The 18,111-nt window shown below is 59.1% G+C and carries 12 protein-coding genes and 1 pseudogene; 9 read left to right on the top strand and 4 right to left on the bottom strand.

Annotation, left to right across the window (positions count from 1 at the left end; all coding sequences use genetic code 11):
- Positions 1–2: 2 nt before the first annotated feature.
- Together MEB48_RS01675 and MEB48_RS01670 are read left to right on the top strand one after the other, a co-directional pair.
- Complete coding sequence (locus MEB48_RS01675; protein ID WP_095053974.1) at positions 3–638, top strand: response regulator transcription factor; 636 nt, start codon at positions 3–5, stop codon at positions 636–638.
- Positions 639–836: 198 nt separating this feature from the next.
- On the top strand, positions 837–2,021 hold the full coding sequence (locus MEB48_RS01670; RefSeq protein WP_237881322.1) for a patatin-like phospholipase family protein: 1,185 nt from the start codon (positions 837–839) through the stop codon (positions 2,019–2,021).
- Between the two features lie 9 nt (positions 2,022–2,030).
- On the opposite strand, the gene MEB48_RS01665 is transcribed toward MEB48_RS01670, so the two are convergent.
- A complete protein-coding gene (locus MEB48_RS01665) occupies positions 2,031–2,681 on the bottom strand; it encodes an MliC family protein (protein WP_237881247.1) in 651 nt (216 codons plus the stop codon).
- 241 nt (positions 2,682–2,922) lie between these two features.
- On the opposite strand from MEB48_RS01665, the gene MEB48_RS01660 reads away from it, so the two are divergent.
- The 3 genes from MEB48_RS01660 to MEB48_RS01650 are packed head-to-tail and all read left to right on the top strand — an operon-like array spanning position 2,923 to position 5,807.
- A complete protein-coding gene (locus MEB48_RS01660; protein ID WP_237881245.1) occupies positions 2,923–3,378 on the top strand; it encodes a YMGG-like glycine zipper-containing protein in 456 nt (151 codons plus the stop codon).
- Positions 3,379–3,429: 51 nt separating this feature from the next.
- Positions 3,430–4,893, top strand: a complete 1,464-nt coding sequence (locus MEB48_RS01655) for a DUF3300 domain-containing protein (RefSeq protein ID WP_237881242.1) — start codon at positions 3,430–3,432, stop codon at positions 4,891–4,893.
- 26 nt (positions 4,894–4,919) lie between these two features.
- A complete protein-coding gene (locus MEB48_RS01650) occupies positions 4,920–5,807 on the top strand; it encodes a DUF2950 domain-containing protein (protein ID WP_237881240.1) in 888 nt (295 codons plus the stop codon).
- A 25-nt stretch (positions 5,808–5,832) separates the two neighbouring features.
- Here the strand turns inward: MEB48_RS01650 and MEB48_RS01645 are convergent, their stop codons facing one another.
- Positions 5,833–6,840, bottom strand: coding sequence for an AraC family transcriptional regulator (locus MEB48_RS01645; protein ID WP_237881238.1), 1,008 nt, complete (start codon positions 6,838–6,840; stop codon positions 5,833–5,835).
- Between the two features lie 121 nt (positions 6,841–6,961).
- Here MEB48_RS01645 and MEB48_RS01640 point away from each other — a divergent pair, with 121 nt between their 5' ends.
- On the top strand, positions 6,962–8,713 hold the full coding sequence (locus tag MEB48_RS01640) for an alpha/beta fold hydrolase (protein WP_237881236.1): 1,752 nt from the start codon (positions 6,962–6,964) through the stop codon (positions 8,711–8,713).
- 137 nt (positions 8,714–8,850) lie between these two features.
- Here the strand turns inward: MEB48_RS01640 and MEB48_RS01635 are convergent, their stop codons facing one another.
- Positions 8,851–13,683 carry a M10 family metallopeptidase C-terminal domain-containing protein gene (locus tag MEB48_RS01635; protein WP_237881234.1) on the bottom strand — a complete coding sequence of 1,611 codons (4,833 nt, stop codon included), beginning with the start codon at positions 13,681–13,683 and terminating at the stop codon, positions 8,851–8,853.
- 665 nt (positions 13,684–14,348) lie between these two features.
- On the opposite strand from MEB48_RS01635, the pseudogene MEB48_RS29210 reads away from it, so the two are divergent.
- Positions 14,349–14,405 (top strand): annotated as a pseudogene (locus tag MEB48_RS29210) (DUF4823 domain-containing protein); the annotation flags it as partial.
- Between the two features lie 150 nt (positions 14,406–14,555).
- Here MEB48_RS29210 and MEB48_RS01625 read toward each other — a convergent pair.
- Positions 14,556–15,359 (bottom strand): helix-turn-helix transcriptional regulator, encoded by an 804-nt coding sequence (locus MEB48_RS01625; RefSeq protein WP_237881320.1) that lies wholly within the window; start codon positions 15,357–15,359, stop codon positions 14,556–14,558.
- A gap of 68 nt (positions 15,360–15,427) precedes the next feature.
- Here MEB48_RS01625 and MEB48_RS01620 point away from each other — a divergent pair, with 68 nt between their 5' ends.
- On the top strand, positions 15,428–16,912 hold the full coding sequence (locus MEB48_RS01620) for an MFS transporter (RefSeq protein ID WP_237881230.1): 1,485 nt from the start codon (positions 15,428–15,430) through the stop codon (positions 16,910–16,912).
- A 309-nt stretch (positions 16,913–17,221) separates the two neighbouring features.
- The gene (locus tag MEB48_RS01615) at positions 17,222–17,893 is read left to right on the top strand and encodes a dTMP kinase (protein ID WP_237881228.1); all 672 of its coding nucleotides are present in this window, start codon (positions 17,222–17,224) and stop codon (positions 17,891–17,893) included.
- Positions 17,894–18,111: the final 218 nt, after the last annotated feature.

Below are 18,111 nucleotides of genomic sequence, written 5' to 3'. Positions count from 1 at the left end.
TAATGGCAGGTGTGACGGCGCACGTGGTGTATGTGGTCGACGATGACCAAGGCATGCTCGATTCAACCGTCTGGTTGTTGGAGTCGGTAGGGCTCAAGGCCTTGCCGTTTACCAGCGGCGTGGAGTTTCTCAATGCCTGTGATGCCAGTCTTGATGCCTGCGTACTGCTCGATGTTCGCATGCCCGGCATGGGCGGTTTGAACGTGCAGGAAGAAATGCGTGCACGTGAGCTGAACCTGCCGATCATTTTCGTCAGCGGGCACGCGGACGTGCCGATCGTCGTTCGCGCTTTCAAGGCGGGCGCCCATGACTTCATCGAGAAGCCTTACAACGAGCAATTGCTGCTGGACAGCGTGCAACAGGCGCTCAGCAACTGCGCGGCAAATCGTTCGGGCAATCAGGGGCACGAAGCCTTGCAGGCGCGCTTGCTGACACTGACCCCACGGGAGCGCGATGTTTTGCTGCCGCTGGTCCAGGGTTACACCACCCGTGAGATCGCCGAGCAACTGGGCGTCAGTGCGAAAACCGTCGACCTGTATCGTTCACGGGTGATGAAACGCATGCAGGCCAATACCTTGCCGGACCTGGTGGGCATGGCCATTGCTGCTGAACTGGTGGATCCGCTGAAGCTGCGGTGATTGCTCGCGTTTTCTAATGAGCGTCTATGGGGTGGAGGATCAGCCGCAGGACAGACCGGATGTCCCACCAACGTTATGACTGCCTGAGCCTGCGCTAGCATGAAAGATGTTCAGGCCACTCGCCATTGAGAGACTGGTGATGGGTGTATCGGGTGTGCGTGACGGGCTCTGTCAATTGCAGGAGCCGGAGGAGGCGTGTTGAAACCATTCCAGCTCAGACCTAGCGCCTCAACCTTGAACATGTTGCGTCAAGCGTGCCTGCAACGCCGTGATGCTGTGCCGCCAACGTTAACGGAAAAAGCGATCATTCCGGGCATTCCAGATGCTCGCTACTGGCTGGACCAGGATCTGACGCCGTTCATTCGGGATGTGAGTCAGGCCAACCTTCGAGAGGCTGAGGTGCTCGCCAGCGCAGGGCTACCGAACGACACCCTGCCGCGGGCAAATTTGCTGGCCGTTTCGGGCGGCGGCGACGCCGGCACATTTGCGGGAGGCATCATTGCGGGATGGACCCTGCATGGGACTCGACCTGTGTTCAAAGCTGTCACCGGCATTAGCGCTGGCGCCCTGGTCGCCCCGTTTGCCTACCTGGGGCCCCAGTACGACGATGTCATTTTGCGTATCTGCAATGCAGTCGGTCCAAAAGACATTTTCCATGCGCGCAATGTGCTGACCCGTCTTGCCAGCGATGGTATGGCGCACAGCAAGCCACTGTCGCGGCTCATTGCACAGTACGTCACTGCCGAGATTCTTGCGGCGATCGCGGCGGAATACGCCAAAGGACGGCTCCTGATGATCGGTACAACGGACCTTGATTCAGGGCGCCCGGTCACCTGGAACATGGGCGCTATTGCCTCCAGCCAGGCACCGGGAGCGCACGAGCTGTTTCGCAACATCATGGTCGCGTCGATGAGTATTCCCGGAGCGGTCTCACCCGTCATGATTGATGTGGACGTTGACGGCCAACAGTTTCAAGAAATGCACGTGGACGGAGGTGTCCTTACGCAGGTGTTCCTTTACCCACCCGGCACCGTGATGGCGCTGAACCAAGTGACCGGGGCGCGTTTGCGTCGTGAACGGCATTTCTATGTCATTCGCAACGGCAAGCTGGAACTGCAATGGTCCGGAACCAAGCGCCGAACCTTGAGCATCGGCGGTCGAGCCATCAGCGCATTGATCCAGACTCAGGGGATCAGCGATCTGGATCGGATTTATCGAATTGCCCAGCAGGATGGGGCGGACTTCAATCTGGCGTACATCGGCTCCGACTTCCACGTCTCTCGCCTCCATAAATTCGATGGCGAGTACATGAAGCGCTTGTTCGAATACGCCTTTGAACTCAGTGCCAAAGGCTATCCATGGCATAAATCGCCGAGTACGTGAGAGACGGTCTCAGCCAACCGGCTCGGCCGTGCAACTCATTTCCCCTGAGCCTGGTTTCTGGAAGAGCACCCTGTCACCGTTTTGCCAGAAGCGGTAATTCCCCTGGGAATCCTTGCCAATGTATTGGGTTCCCGAATCATTCTGCACCTGGTTCAGTGTGATCGAAGTGTTCGCCCATTTCAGGTACACGACACCAGGCTGCGTGTTAAAGAAAGTGGCGGCAATCAGCGGGTTAAACCCTGTACAACGAAACGCCAGGGGGCCTTCGGTGAGTCTGTCTGGATCCTTGGTTCTCACAATGGCCGAGCCTTGACGCAGCTGGTGCGCACGCTCGGCATAACTTCGGATCGCGCACGCCTTGGGCGCAGGCTCGGAGGCGCACTGATTGCGGGCCTCGATCCAGAACTGCTGGTCGATCATGACTTTGTCGGGACGCGGTACTGAATGATTATCCGTGAGCGCCAGGCGATAAAGACGTGTCAGTTCAATATCCATCTGCGTCAGTTGTGGATCACCACAGATAAGCTTTTCGACGGATGCCCTGGCCGTGGCGCAGTCGAAGCTGGTCTGGAAGATGGGCGAAGGGGACGCAGCATTACTCGTCGTCGCACACACGCTGACAGCGAGTAGACAGGTGAAAAGGGCCATGACCGTTTTCATGTTGGCTTGATCATTACGTGATACCCGGATTGCCGTGGGATCTACCGATCCGTTGAACAGTCATTTCGCACTGGGTGTATCGCAGTGTAAGTCAGTGCCCAAAACTTGCCACAGCCGTTCGAGGGGTTAGAAAGCACAAAAGGAATTAGAGATTGCATCATAAGAACATTGTTCCAGGGTTAGTCGCCCACACTGAACTAGACTGAAAGATCCAAAGCACACTGATAGCAGTGGAGTCTTCATGAAAAAATCCATCCCCCCCTGTCTGGCGACGATTGTCTCGATATTCTGCCTTTGCGCTTCAGCCGAAACCGTAACGCCGCTCAAAGGGCAGTCTCCCGAAGTCATTCAGCAGGACATCAGTTCATGCCAGGCTCAGGCCGGCAACACAGCAAGCACCAGCTCAACGCCTCAATCAGGTGGACGTGCCCGTGGTGCCGCGACTGGCGCAGTGGCAGGTGCGGCGGTTGCCGGAGCCCGCGGTCGTCAGCATGACGAGCTTTATGACAAGGTAGACGACGATGTCAAACAGGAATATCGACAGAACAAAGCCAAGGATGCGGCTGTGGCAGGTGCGGTTGTAGGTGGATCGCGACAACGTCAGGATCGTCGTGAGGATCGCCGGGCAGAACCGGCTGCTACTACTTCTGCCTACAGCAGTTGCATGCAACAACGGGGCTACCAGATAACCCCTTGAAGGGCGGAATGATCAAGACGCTCAAGCTTGCCTGACCACATGGGGGGTGCAATGCGCATTCCATTGTTTTACGCGGTGTCGGCTGTACTGTTTTTGAGCGGAGCTTCCTGCCTGGCGCAGCCATTGGATGCGACCGCCAACGCTGCCGATACAGCGCCCGTCACCGCAGTGGCCAAAGATGTCGTGTTTACCCAGGAACAGCTGGATCAAATGCTGGCACCCATTGCGCTTTATCCGGACCCACTGCTGGCACAGGTGCTGATGGCCACCACGTACCCCGGGGAAGTCGTCGAGGCGGTAACCTGGTCTAAAGCACACCCGGATGCCAAGGGCGATGATGCGGTCAAACAAGTGGCGAGCCAGCCTTGGGATCCGAGTGTGCAGGCGCTGGTCGCCTTCCCTCAGGTTCTGGCAACGCTGGGGCAGGATCCCGTCTGGGTACAGCGCCTGGGTGATGCCTTTCTGGCGCAGCCCGACGATGTCATGGGGGGCGTGCAACGCTTGCGTCATCAGGCGCAAGCCGCAGGCAACCTGCAGAGCAACCAGTATCAGAGCGTGACGGTTCAGGCTGTTGCGGCACCTACGCCCACCGCACCGGCACCGGCCCCCACCAGCAGCACTTCCACCATCATCATTCAGCCCTCCGATCCGCAGGTGGTGTACGTACCCAGTTACAACCCGACAACCACCTACGGCACCTGGCCCTATCCTGCATCGCCTCCCGTGTACTATCCACCGCCGCCTGCCTATTACCCCGGTTCGGCATTGATGGCCGGGCTGGCGTTCGGTACCGGTGTGGCGATCATCGGCTCGTTGTGGGGTGATTGCGACTGGGACAACAACGACATCGACATCGATGTCGATCGTTATAACAACATCAATCGCAACAACCAGATCACGAATAATCAGAACAAGTGGCAGCACAACACCGTTCACCGCGATGGCGTTCCCTATCGAGACACCAAGAGCCGCGAACAGTACGGCCGACAACTGGGCGGTGCCAATCAGCGTGAGGCTTATCGAGGGGACAATGCCCAACGAGTCCAGGCGCGTGAAAAAGCCCGTAGCTCAATGGACAAGCACGGTATCGAACGACCAGCCACCAGCAACCGCGAAGCCCGTGATCGAGCACGAGAAGCCCAGTCCGCAACCTCGGCCAGCAATCGGATGCAAGCAGGTGCAGACAGACCGAAGTCGTCTGACAGAAGCCAGGGCACTGCCAGAAACACTCGGGAGAGCCAGCCGCCCGCCAGACAGACCGCTCAGGTGAATCAGCGCGCACAGGGCTCCTCGCAGACGCGCCAAGCTACACAAAACAGGCCGTCCGCCCGTACGGACAGTGCCCGCAACAATGCATTCGCCGGCGCACGCACACCGTCCCAGACCAACGCACAAGCCAGTCGTGGCCGGACCAGCCAGGCATCCGCCCAGCGCCCAAGCGCCTCGCGATCAGCCGGCCATCAGGTCAGTCGCCCCTCCAGTCCACCAGCGCGTCAAAGGGGGGGCCGTCGTTGAAAAACAATCTTCGAGTGAAGGCACTCATGGGCTTGCTCCCTCAGGTCCTGGCGATAACTGCCGGCTTGGCGTGGTCGTGCATCGTTACGGCACAGCAGGCCTTTCCAACGCCAGAAGAAGCCGCTCAAGCGTTCGTGGAAGCACTGGGTACGGAACACGCCGATCAGGCACGCCTGACAGCGTTGCTGGGGAAGGAATGGCACAGCTTCATTCCGCTCGAAGGTGTGCAGCGCAGTGATGTGGATGCGTTTTTGAAGCAATACCGCGAGCAACACCGTATTGAAAAAACCAGCGACAGCAAGGCGCTTCTGGCGGTGGGCAGTGACCACTGGACACTGCCAATACCCATGGCAAAAGACACGAACGGTTGGCGCTTCGACATCAAGGCCGGTAGCGCCGAAATCCGTGCACGTCGAATTGGCCGCAACGAACTCACCGCGTTGCAATCGGTGCTGGCCTATCACGACGCCCAGATGGACTATGCGTCAGTGGATCGTAACGGTGACGGCGCACTCGCCTATGCACAAAAAATCTTCAGCACCGCTGGCAAGCACGACGGCCTCTATTGGGCGGACGACGATAGCGGTCAGATCAGCCCGTTGGGGCCCGAGTTCGGTAAAACCATTGCCGGCGAAGACTGGCATGGTTACCACTTCCGCATTCTTGAGGGCCAAGGTCCTTCGGCACCCGGTGGCGCCTACAGCTACCTCATCGGTGACAAGATGAGCCGTGGCTTTGCACTGATCGCCTGGCCGGCGAAATACGATGACACCGGGGTGATGAGTTTCATGATCAGTCATGAAGGACAGGTGTTCGAGAAAGACTTGGGGCCCGGTAGTGACAAGTTGGCGCAGTCAATGAAGCGCTTTGATCCAGATGACAGTTGGAAGCTGGTGACTGTAGATCAAGAGTAGCAAGACGGCATACGCAGGGAATTTGCTAAGAGCGATTGGACTGGCGAGCTCGCCAGGTTGATGGACTGCAATCGAAGTGCCGATTGAACCAGCGGGAGAAGGCGCTAAGTTCGGAAAACCCCAGCACCCCGGCTATCTCACTTAAACGTTGATTGGAATGTGCCAAGTGACGCATTGCCAGCTCTGCACGCACCTGATCCAGCAGCGAGGAAAATGTTTCACCCTCCTGCGCAAGCTTGCGATGCAGTGTTCGCCTGTCCCATCCCAGGTTGGTCGCCACTTGCTCCACCGAACAATGGCCCGTGGGCAGCACCGTCCAGATCAACTGGCGCACCTGTTCAAGTAAAGCTGTTTTGGATTCTTCACGGAGACTGTCCAGATACTGATGAACATACCGCGCCCTGTCCGGATCGGCGCTGGGCAGGGCCCTGTCAAGGTCGGTACTGCGGCAGACGATGGCATCCATCAGGCTGTTGAACTGCACCGAGGTGGCGAATACGCGGCGGTGTCGACTGTCGTCCAGCGGCGCCGCATGACGAAAGCACACCACTGAAGGATGCCAATGCTTCCCCAGCAAGGTTTTCAGCAGGCGGTGGGTCACCCCCACTGACAGTTCCATCGCCTGGCGCACCGGCAGGTTACCCACCGTGACCTGTTCCATGCGCAAAACCACCACGCCGCCACTTTCCTCGATGTTCAACACCAGACCCTGATTGTGCAGATAGAGGCAATCGCGAAACGCTTCCAGGGCCGACCGGATGGTCGGCTCGTCACGCCACAGCAGCGCCAGAGGCCCCAGGTTGGAGAGCTTGCGGGTTTCGGCCATGCGCAAGCCAAAATCGTCCACACCCGCTTCACACGCCGAACTTTCGAGCAGACGGGCTACAGCTTCGTTGGGAATCTTCAAGTCTGGTTGAAGCAGGCATCGGGGATCGAGGCCGACGAGGCGCAATTGCTGCAGGTGATCAACGTGTAGCGATCGGGCTATTTGCGCGTAGTTGGTCAAGCTGGCACTGCGAACGAGGCCACTCATGGAGGATTTCTCAGTCCGGGACAGCGATTTATCAGCTTAGCAGGTGGATGTCCCGCAAAGTCAAGGTGAATGCCGGCGGCCGCGCGACACTGCGTCAGCGTACAAAAACAAGAGAACGGCCATGAATAAACCACCTCGTATCACTCGATCAACAGACACACCTGCCAAGCGTCGCCGCGCCGCGCCAAAAGCTCCTCAAGAGCAGCAACAGGAGTTAGCGGTCGTTTCAGCACAAGTTGCTACGCCTTTGCTCAAAGTGCGCCCAGTCGATCTGCTTAGCGCCTCCGGTGCCCTGTTCAAGGCTGTGCGCAAGACGCCAGTCAAGGCTGCACGGCATGTTGGCAGTTACCTCAAGACGTTGGGCAGTATTGTCGCCGGCAGCTCCAGCGTGGCACCGAATCCCAAAGACAAACGTTTTTGCGATCCGGCCTGGAAATCCAATGCCCTGTTGCGCGGCTTGTTGCAGAGTTACCTGGCTGGCAATGACGAGCTGAGCCGTTTTATCGAGCAGGCCCATCTCGATGCCAGAGACAAGGGCCGTGCCCGGTTCATTGCCGCACAATTGTTTGATGCACTGGCGCCGAGCAATCTGCTGCTGACCAATCCGGCAGCGTTGCGCAAGTTGCTCGATACGGGCGGCATGAGCGTTGTCAAAGGGATCGGGCAGTTCTCCCGGGACCTGCGCCACAACGGCGGGTTGCCGATGCAGGTGGACAGCGCGCCGTTCAAGGTGGGAGAGAATGTCGCCACGGCCAAGGGCGAGGTGGTGTTGCGCACCGAGATGTTCGAACTGCTGCAATTCGCCCCCACCACGAAAAACGTGCATGCCCGCCCGTTGGTCATGTCACCACCGCAGATCAACAAGTACTACGCCATCGACTTGTCGCCCGACAAGAGTTTGATCAAATGGATGCAGGACAGCGGTATACAGCTGTTCGTTGTCAGCTGGCGCAATCCGACCAGCATGCACCGCGACTGGGGTTTGTCCGAATATGCACTGTGCCTTGACCAGGCGGTCGATGTCGCGCGAGAAATCACCGGTAGCGCGGATGTCAATATGTGGGGTTCCTGCTCCGGTGGCCTGACGCTCGCGGCCTATCTCGGCTGGCTGGCGGCGCGCGGTGAAGGTGCCAAGGTGGCGAATACCAGTTGGGCGGTGTGCGTGCTCGATATGCCCGCGCTCTTCGGCGACACCGCCATCGGCCTGTTTGCCACTCCGGCGGTACTACGCGCGGCGAAGGCCAGCTCGCGGTGCAAGGGAACACTCAGTGGCCAGGACATTGCACGCATGTTCGCCTGGATGCGGCCTAATGACCTGATCTGGAACTATTGGGTCAATAACTATCTGCTTGGCAACAAGCCGCCGGCATTCGACATTCTTGCCTGGAACAACGACACCACGCGTCTGCCGGCAAAACTGCATGCCGACTACCTCGATCTGGCCCAGCACAATCCCTACAGCAACCCGGGGGCACTATTTATCGCGGGTGAGCCGATCGACATGAACAAGGTCAAGGTCGGTGCCTATGTGATCGGCGGCACCACCGACCACATCACACCATGGCAAGGTTGCTACGGCACCGCCCGACTGTTCAGCGAGGACAGCACCTTCGTCCTCTCCAATGCCGGCCATCTACAGAGCTTGATCAATCCGCCGGGCAATCCGAAGTCGTATTTCTACGCCGCCGCTGCCACCGCCACAGATCCAGAAAACTGGCTGCAAGACGCAGGCGAGTGCCACACCGGCAGTTGGTGGCCGCATTGGCGGCAGTGGATTCAGCAACGGTCGGGAGCTAGCCGGCCAGCACCGCGCAAACTCGGCTCGCGCAAATATCCGCCTTTGTATGCTGCCCCTGGCCATTACGTATTGTGAAAAAGCTCCTGGAAAGCGCCTGTAGGAGCGAGCTTGCTCGCGAAAGCGGTATATCAGGCGGCATCAATGTTGACTGTACCGCCGTCTTCGCGAGCAAGCTCGCTCCTACAGGATTCCATGTCCCACAGGATCTGGGCCTAACTCAAACCTGTGAAATCGCTGGCGTGCAGCGCCTGGACGCCCACCAGTTGGATTTCGATCTCGGGGGTGGCGCCGGCGTTGACACTGCCGTAGAGAATGCCATCGGCAAAGCGCAGTTGGCCGGTGGCGTCGGCAGGGTCGAAGGCGTTGCTGCCGATGAAGGTGAAGGCGTCGACAGCAGCGGTCTGCGGGTTGGCGTCCAGGCCGGTGAAATCCAGAAGATCGCCCTCGGTGCTCTTGAAGCCGTTGATCACATCGCGCAAAGCCCCGGCGCCCATGTCCGACAGCGCACCAAACGCGTAGGTATCCGCACCAGTGCCACCGGTGAGGTTGTCGGTGCCTGCACCGCCGATCAGCCGGTCATCGCCCGAACCGCCCACCAGCGTATCGTTGCCCGCACCACCATTCAGAACGTTCGCGGCGCTGTTGCCCGACAGACTGTCGGCGTAGGCGCTTCCCGTCAGGTTTTCGAAGAATTTCAAGGTGTCGAGCCCGGAACTCACGGTGTTTTGTTGCGCTGACGTCGAGAGGTTTGCGGTGACGCCGGACAGGGCGCGCTCAAAGGACACCGTGTCATTGCCATCGCGCCCGTCCAGCACGTTGTTGCCGGCTCCGGCGAACAGCGTGTTGTCCAGCGCATTGCCCGTGCCATTGGCGGCGCCAGTGCTATCGACATACAGACGCTCGACGTTGTTGCTGAGGGTGTAGGCCGCCAAGCCACTGTGCACACTGTCGACTCCTCCAGACACTGCATTGCTGTTGGTCTCGATCACGATGTCGTCGGCGTTGTCGACAGAGTAGGTGTCGTTGCCATCGCCGCCGCTCATGCTGTCGTCCCCTGCGGCACCATTGAGCACGTTATTGGCGGCATTGCCGGTGATGAAGTTGTGCCGCTCATTGCCGGTGCCGTTGATGTCCGACACGCCGGTGAGCACCAGATTCTCAAGGTTGGCGCCCAGGGTCCAGCTGACCGAGGCCTGCACTGTATCGATCTGCGAGGTCGAGGTGTTGGTTTCCACCACGCGGTCGGATGCGGTATCGACCACATAGATGTCGTTGCCATCGCCACCGGTCATGGTGTCGGCGCCCAAGCCGCCATCCAATGTGTCGTTGCCCGAACTGCCCACCAGGGTATCCGCCTGGTCGGTACCGGAAATCATGTTCCGGGCGTTGTCGAAAATGTCCTGCACGCTGTTGTTGTCGTTGGGGTTGCCCTGGAAGCCAAGGTCATCGGCAATGTAGTCGGCCAGGCGCTGGCCGACGATCTCCGCCGACTCCTCGTGCAGGTGCCAGACGTCATCGGGATACGCCAGCGGATCGACTTCGTAGCGCAAGGGGAGGTCGGTGTAGTCCACCGCCAGCTTGACGTCGGCGCGCTCGGCGGCGATGGCTTCCTGGGCGGCGCGGACATAGCCAACCCCCTCTACGATGGAGGCAATTTTCTCTTCCGAGTAACCACGGGCACGTGCCGCGTCCTGTTCGTAGTGACCGGTTTCCATCAAGTACACGTTGAAATTGCCGAACTGGGCATGCAGGTAATCAAACACCTTCAGGGTCGCGGCCTTGTAGGCCGCTGCGGCCGCTGCTTTGTCCGTGGCGCGGCCGATCTCTTGGGCGGCTTCCTCGCCCTGGCCCCAAATGATGCCCAGGGTGACGTTATCGATGGATTGCAGTTCGGTGAGCTGGTCGCGCAGCAGCGTCACGGCACGCAATAGCGCAGCCCCGGGTTGGTTGGTGTCAGTCAGCCACCAGCACAACTTGAGTTCCTCGGCGCTGAGCGTCGACAGGCCGGTGACCGTGCTGCCGCCCACCGCGATGTCGATGCCGTTGCCATTGGCATCGGTGAACTGGCTGCGCACGTCATAGGGGGTGTAGCGGTCCAGGTCGTTGACCAGCATCGAGGTGCCGGACTGACTGTCGTCCTCCGTCATGCGCAGCAGGCGCGCATTGGATTGGCCGAGGGTGGGCAGGTAGAGGATGTCCTGCCGGGTGCTCTCGCCGAACACGAAGTCGCTGGCGGTCAGGGTGTTGAGGTAGTTACCGTTGAGGGCGATTTCAAAACGATTGCCATCGGCATCCGCTTCGGCGGACTTGATGTAGGTCTTGTCGCCGGCCGCGTTAAGGGTGATGTACAACGTGCCATGGCGGCCATCGCCGAGGCCGACAAAGCCCAAGCCTGAAACATCGATCTTGTCGACGCCCACGGTGAAGTCATAAATCGTATCGGTGGCCGTGATACCACCAGTGTCGTAGTCGCGGTAGCTGTCGAGCGCGTTGGTGTAGCGGAAGGTGTCGGCACCGTCGCCGCCGTACAGCGAATCTCGTCCGGCGCCGCCGTCGACGATGTCCGCGCCGGTGCCGGCCTTGATTGTGTCGTTGCCACCGAGTCCGAGGATCAGGTCTGCGCCTGCCGTGCCGTTGAGGCTTTCGGCGTTATTGGTGCCGGTGATGGTGTTGGCGGGCGCATCGGCCACGACCAGGGCGAAGCTATCGCTGACCGATGCACCGGCCGGGTCCGTGGCTTTGACCAGCACGTTGTAATTGCCGGACGCGGTGCTGGTCGGCGTGCCGGTGAAGGTCAGGTTGGTGGCATTGAAGCTCAGCCACGCGGGGAGGGCGCTGCCATCGGTCAGGGTCGCGGTGTAGCTGAGGCTGTCATTATCCGGATCGGTGAAGCTGGTGGCCGGCACCGCGTAGCTGAACGGGGTATTTTCGGTCGCGTTCTGATCCAGCAGCGGCGTGGCCAGCACTGGCGCCTGGTTGGTCGGTGACGACGTGGCGAAAACGAAGTTGGCGCTGGTCAGCTTGCCGAGGTAGTTGCCGTCCAGTGCCACTTCGAAGCGGTTGCCATTGGCGTCGGCGGTCAGGGTTTTGATGTAAGTCTTGGTGCCGGCACTGTTGAGCACCACGTACACGGTGTTGTTCTTGCCATCCCCCAGGCCGGTGAAACCTATGGCCGAGAGGTCGATCTTGTCGGCGCTGATATCGAAATCGGTAATCAGGTCGCCAAGGTTGGCGCCGCCGGTGTTGTAGTTGCGGTAACTGTCCAGGCGATTGGAGAACACAAAAATGTCCGCCCCGGCGCCACCAGTGAGGGTGTCCATGCCTGCGCCGCCGTCGAGCTTGTCGTCGCCCGCGCCGCCACTGAGGCTGTCGTTACCCGCCAGGCCGAGCAGGGTGTCGGCCGAATCGCTACCCAGCAGCGAGTCGCTGCCGCTGGTGCCGGTGATCACCCGATTAAAGATGAAGTTATTGGCCGTCAGTGTGCTGGTCAGGTTACCCGAGAGGATCAGCTCGAAACGATTGCCGCTGGCATCGGCATCGTAGTCCTTGATGTAGGTGCGATCGCTGGTGGAACTGTAACTAACCTGCAAGGTGCCGCCACGGCCGTTGCCCAGGCCAGTGAAGCCGAGGCCGGCGAGGTCAATCTTGTCCTGGGTGACGTCGAAGTCGGTGATGGTATCGTCAAAGCTTGCGGTTGCATTGCGGTAACTGTCGGCCTGAGCGGCGAAACGGAACGTATCGGCGCCGGTACCGCCGGTGAGTTTGTCGATGCCTGCACCCCCCACCAGAATGTCGCCACCGGCCCCGCCATTGATGGTGTCGTTGCCGGCTCCGCCATAGAAAATCTCGCTGGCGACACTGCCCAGCAGAGTGTCATTGCCAGCCGTACCTTGCACGGTGATCATCGGCACCGTGGCGCTGACGTAGCTGCCGTCGCCATAGATCAGCGTGGCGCCCTTGCTGGTGTGACTGATGGTGTTGCCAATAATGGCGTTGCGATCAGTGCCGTCTTCATTGCGCTCGGCGACGCCGTAGGTCGACAGGTCGCTGCCAATGATGATGTTGCCCTGGATGGTGTTATCGCTGCCGTTGAAGTATTTGCCAGACACACCCAGGGTGTCGTTGTAGGACTGGATGATGATCTCCGGTACGGGGTTGGCCAGAGAATTGTTGTTGAGCGTGTTGTCGATGATCTCGACGTGGTTGCTGCCGTAGATGCGGATCCCGGCGCTGGCGTTGTCGTGAATATCGACACCGCTGACCGTCACCTCGCTGGACATTTTGATCAGCACCCCTTCGGCGCCGTTGCCGTACACCTCGCCACCGGTGATGGTGATGTTTGTGGGGGAGGGGATGTCCTCGCTGCCGCGCTGGATCACGATGCCATTGCCGCCGTTGTCGTAGGCGACGTTATTGGTCATGGTGAAGTCGTGGGTGCTGGTAACGATGTTGAAACCGTGGCGGTCGTTGTCGTAGGCGACGTTGTTTTCGAAAGTGCTATTGCTGAGGAAGTCAGCCACGAAGCCGTCCAGGCCGTTGCCGTGGGACACGCTGTTCCTGATGACCATGTTGACGGTCTGCTCGTGGGGGTCGAAACCGTACCCGGAGCAATCCTTGATCTCGACGCTGTCGAGGGTGACGTTGGAGTCGTAGCCGGCTTCGCCGGGAATGTAGCCGTTGAACCAACCGTCGATCTTGCCCGTGGTGCTGTCACGGTTGCCGTCGATGGTGAGGTTGCTGACGCCAAAATCGTGGGTTTCCTCGCCATAGGCGGAGCGGATGACTCCCGTGATTTTGGTGTCGGAGCCGTCAGCCACCTTGACGGTGGTTGCGCCCATGCCGTCGCCGTACAGGTAGACGTTGCTCTTGAGCATCAGGCAACCGTCGGAAGGTTCCTCACCTCCCGAAACGATATAAGTTCCGGTCGGCATGTACACCTGCCCACCGCCTGCGGCGGCCGCCGCATCAATTGCGCTTTGTATCGCCGCCGTGTCGTCAGTGATGCCATCTCCTTTGGCGCCAAAATTTTGTACATTGAAAATCATGAGCTTATCTCCGTATCAGGCGAGAACCTCGGTAGATGCCAATATTCCATCGACAGCCACCGTTTATGACCCAACGGAGAGCAAAAGTTGTGACCGTGTATCGGGGAAGCGTCAAAAAACCGAACTAACTGATTAGCGGTTGTGAAGGTTTTTTGAAGTATTACGAAAAAATAACGTTCTGTTGACGCTCGCTCAGGTAGCGAACGATGCCTGTTGGAGAGCGGGCGCGAAGGCGGTGATTCAGGCAGCATCGATGGGACACCACTTCCGTGAGCAAGCCCGCTTGCTGGGACTTGAAGGGAGGAGGGTGAGGAACAAAGCCAGATAGCGGTTTCATCAAGCTTCAGCAGGAATATCGACGATTCAATTTTGCGCACAGGCAACACGATGATGCCGCTGAGGCTATTTTGTCAGGGCAAGTGTCCCGATCGGAAATTCACAAGCATGTTCTGGCTGCGCAGAGGTTTCCTCACTGGGGCGGACTCACACTGCTGGTCACCACAACAAAATGGCTCGGCACGTATTACGGCAAGCGAGCGGATCTTTGTCACGACGCCTGCAGTCGGCGAATACGGTGAAAACGTCTACAGCGGCTCTGGTCGTAACATTACGAAGATCATTTACAACGCCACGAGCGCCAAATCCCGTTTCGTGCGCATGGCGGTTTGGCTGAAAATTTTGAGGATGCCATCGCCCAGGCTCAGCGCTCAGATCAAGACATCTTGATCTTCCCGACCATCCTGCACTGGGAGGATCGAGCGACAGAAACTTATCAAATCCCGTCATTACGGACGACACCGTTCAACGTTTCCTGGTCGTGGCTCGCCCGCAAGGCCGAGCGGTTGCCTATCAAGCAGCCGATACGGCTTCAATCAATGCTTCTGCGCCGTTTGATCTTGCGACCTGGCATAGACCACCAGCCGCAAGTGCCGGTCTTCGTCGATGGTCAGCGAGGTGTGCTCGAACGGCTCGGCCTTGCCGTCGATCATCAGCTTGCGTACGCCATTACAGGGGGCGTAAACGTCGTGCTTGCGCCACCACGTCTTGAACTCCGGCGAAATCCGTTCCAGCTCATCCACCAGTTCATGAATGTCGGCTTCTTGCGTGGCGCGGGCGAAATCGCGGCGGAAACTCGACAGCATCAACGGCGCCTGTTCATCCCAGGCGTCCACGCGCTCGCGCAGCACGGGATCGGTAAACAGCAGCCAGAGCAGATTGCGCCGCTCGGGCGCGTGCGAACCAAAAGCAAAAAGCTGATCGGCGGGCGCATTGAAGCCCAGCACATCCCAGCGCAGGTTGAGCACAAAGGCCGGATGCGGCAGGTCGTGCATCAGGCGCCGTACCAGCGGCGGCAGCACGCACCATGTCTTGCCCGGTTCGGCGGGCGGCCGTTCGTGGGCTAATAGAAACAGGTGCCGCCGCTCGGCGGCATCCAGTTTCAGCACTCGCGCCAGGTTGTCCAGAAAGGTGGCCGACACACCTATGTCGCGCCCCTGTTCCAGCCATGTGTACCAGGTCAGCCCGACGCCGGCGAGTGCCGCGACTTCCTCGCGCCGAAGCCCTGGCGTGCGTCGGCGGCCACCGCTGGGCAGGCCCACGTCGGCGGGCGACAAACGCTGGCGATGCGCCAGCAGGAAGGCGGCCAGATCGGAGCGCGTTCGTTCCAAGGTTCGCATCATTTATCTCATTGCTTTCAGTAATAGCATAAATAGTTAAATTGTAATTGTTTAAAAAGGATTTGAGAATGATCGCGTCTTTACCCTGGATACGCGACATGAACTCAAATTCCTACTCTTCGGTACTGCCTGCGCGCGCCGTCAATGGCCCGCCCTGGCTCGGCCTGTCCGTGCTGCTGTTGGCGGGCTTCGTTACGATCTTCGACCTGTTCGTGGTCAATGTGGCCATCCCCAGCATGCAAGCAGGATTGGGCGCCAGCTTCGCGCAGATTGGCTTTATCGTGGCCGGCTACGAGCTGGCGTTTGGCGTCCTGCTGATTACCGGGGGGAGGTTGGGCGACCTGTTTGGGCGCCGCCGCATGTTCGTGGTCGGCATGGCCGGATTCACGCTGGCCTCGGCGCTATGCGGGCTGGCGCCCAGTGCCGGCTTTCTGATCGGTACGCGGGTACTGCAGGGGCTGGCGGCCGCATTGCTGTTCCCGCAGGTCTATGCATCCATTCGCGTCAATTTCGATGGCGACGACAGCCGCCGTGCCTTTGGCCTACTGGGCATGACGCTGGGCCTGGCCGCCATAGCAGGCCAGGTGCTGGGCGGATGGCTGGTTCACGCCGATCTGTTCGGGCTGGGCTGGCGCAGCATCTTTCTCATCAACGTGCCCATCGGCCTGTTCGCCATTGCCGCCGCGCGGTGCATTCCAGAATCCCGCGCGCCGCAGCGTCCGGCCCTGGATTGGACGGGCGTGACGCTGGTCAGCGCCGGGTTGGCGCTCCTGCTGATACCGCTGATCGAGGGGCCGGCTCAAGGCTGGCCATCCTGGAGTCTATGGTCGTTGGGAGTGGCAGTGGTGCTGCTGGCTCTGTTCCATCGGCAGCAGGAGCGGCGAAGGGCGACCGGTGGATTGCCGCTGGTGGACATGCGACTGCTGGCCCAGCGCTGCTTCGCGCTGGGCGCATTACTGGTACTGCTGGTCTATTCCACGTCCAGTTCATTCTTCCTGTGCTTCGCCTTGTTGGTGCAGACCGGGCTGGGGCTTGATCCCTTCGTGGCGGGCAGCATTTTCGCGCCATGCAGCGTGGGATTCGTTCTAGCATCGCTGGCCGCGCCGAGGCTGGTGGCGCGACGGGGAACGCGCGCCATCGTCGCGGGTGCATTGGTTTACGCCGTCTCGATCGGGCTGCTGATTGCGCAGGTTCGGATGGCTGGCGCAGAACTGGTGCCCACGCGGCTGATTCCCGTGTTGATCGTGGTGGGTGCCGGCCAAGGCTTGATCATGACGCCACTGCTGAACCTGGTGCTGGGCTTTGTCGATGAAGCCCAGGCGGGCATGGCGTCGGGCGTGATCTCGACTGTCCAGCAGGTCGGCGCGGCGCTGGGCGTGGCCGTGGTGGGCATCCTGTTCAGCACGGCGCTTGTCGCAGGTGATGGCGAGGTAGCGCAAGCAGACCAATACGCCTCGGCCTTCGTGGCGGGAATGTTCTACAACCTGGTAGCGGCCCTGCTGGTCTGCATGCTGTTGCTGATGCTGGCGAGAACGCAGCGGTCGGGAGGCTGACAAGGGGGGTGCACAATGGAATTCTGGTATTCACGATTCGTGCGCTTCTTCCTTGATCCAGTCCACGAGCGTTTTGACTTCCGGGCGCTTATTGAGTTTTCCATTTCAGGTCTGGACTTGTACCAAATGGCACCGATGTTCATAAGCGGCTGTAACCCTGGATTTTGAGACCCGTTAGCCAGCAATCAGGTTAGAGTGTTCATCAATGTCTGTTCATAAGGGCCCTCCACTCGATTCGCGTAGTCGCGCCAAGCGGTTCCAGCGAACAAACAGGGCAAAAAAAACCGTATATCAATCGTTATGTGAAGAATGAATCGTCCGCTGTTTGTTTCTCTAGATGGGCCCAAGGGAGCCGGCAAAACCACACTGTTGGAGGCCGTTACGAAAGCCCTGAGGGCAGACAACAAAAAGGTGATCCGACTTTGCGAGAAAAAAAGCGATCCCTATAGGGGTAAAACAATGACCCTCGTGAACAAACTCGTCAGAAATCCCACCCGGGATTTGGAGTTGGAGGTTTGTGAGCGCTTTGCTGATAGCCGTACCTGGATTTCCCAGCACGTGCTGGCTAAACAGCCACCAGGCAGCATCATCTTGATCGATCGCTGGTATCCGTCTGATGCCGCGTTTCGCCGGATAGTCCCGTTTGCAGAGATTCTACAGTTGAATATGGATCGAAACGTGCGAGTGCCAGACCTGCATGTGGGGGTTGTCACCGCCCCTGAAATTTCATGGGCGAGGGCTGCGGCACGACGGCGTGGGCTGAGCAGTACTGTAATCCATAAGCTGGAAGAACATGTCGCGTGTACCAAGGCGTTCGAGCGAGCGATTGCAGATCATGGCTGGGTTTTATGCCGTAATGAAGGAACGATCGAAGACGCAACGATGCAGGTGATTTCTGAGATCTATAGAATCCTTCGATGCCCTGTAGTTCGCTGCGCCGGCCTTGATGCGGTTGAGATAGCCGTAGATATAGATCGTTAACCGGATCGGGTGTGAGCGTTGCGAATTGCGGACAAAATCCTAAATCATTGTTTTTAATAGGTATTTAAGTTATCAAACTCTATTGCGGACACAAAAAATCGGTTTTTGTCCACGTTATCTCAAAAAACCAGTAGGTTTTTGTCCTCATTTCCCGCACGCACCTTGTCCGACGCATAGTGGAAAGGCTCCTCCCTCAATGCGCAAAAAAAACAGCTCCA

Source organism: Pseudomonas sp. PGPR40, assembly GCF_022014505.1.
In the GTDB taxonomy this organism is placed as follows: Bacteria; Pseudomonadota; Gammaproteobacteria; order Pseudomonadales; family Pseudomonadaceae; genus Aquipseudomonas.
The sequence above is the reverse complement of the archived record's forward strand: the minus strand, read 5'-3'. Positions and strand labels throughout refer to the sequence as shown.

Coding starts and splice junctions, on each gene's coding strand:
- MEB48_RS01660 (WP_237881245.1), top strand. CDS start 2,923: ATGAAAAAATCCATCCCCCCCTGTCTGGCGACGATTGTCTCGATATTC.
- MEB48_RS01635 (WP_237881234.1), bottom strand. CDS start 13,683: ATGATTTTCAATGTACAAAATTTTGGCGCCAAAGGAGATGGCATCACT.
- MEB48_RS01625 (WP_237881320.1), bottom strand. CDS start 15,359: ATGCGAACCTTGGAACGAACGCGCTCCGATCTGGCCGCCTTCCTGCTG.
- MEB48_RS01675 (WP_095053974.1), top strand. CDS start 3: ATGGCAGGTGTGACGGCGCACGTGGTGTATGTGGTCGACGATGACCAA.
- MEB48_RS01665 (WP_237881247.1), bottom strand. CDS start 2,681: ATGAAAACGGTCATGGCCCTTTTCACCTGTCTACTCGCTGTCAGCGTG.
- MEB48_RS01655 (WP_237881242.1), top strand. CDS start 3,430: ATGCGCATTCCATTGTTTTACGCGGTGTCGGCTGTACTGTTTTTGAGC.
- MEB48_RS01650 (WP_237881240.1), top strand. CDS start 4,920: ATGGGCTTGCTCCCTCAGGTCCTGGCGATAACTGCCGGCTTGGCGTGG.
- MEB48_RS01620 (WP_237881230.1), top strand. CDS start 15,428: ATGATCGCGTCTTTACCCTGGATACGCGACATGAACTCAAATTCCTAC.
- MEB48_RS01640 (WP_237881236.1), top strand. CDS start 6,962: ATGAATAAACCACCTCGTATCACTCGATCAACAGACACACCTGCCAAG.
- MEB48_RS01645 (WP_237881238.1), bottom strand. CDS start 6,840: ATGAGTGGCCTCGTTCGCAGTGCCAGCTTGACCAACTACGCGCAAATA.
- MEB48_RS01615 (WP_237881228.1), top strand. CDS start 17,222: ATGAATCGTCCGCTGTTTGTTTCTCTAGATGGGCCCAAGGGAGCCGGC.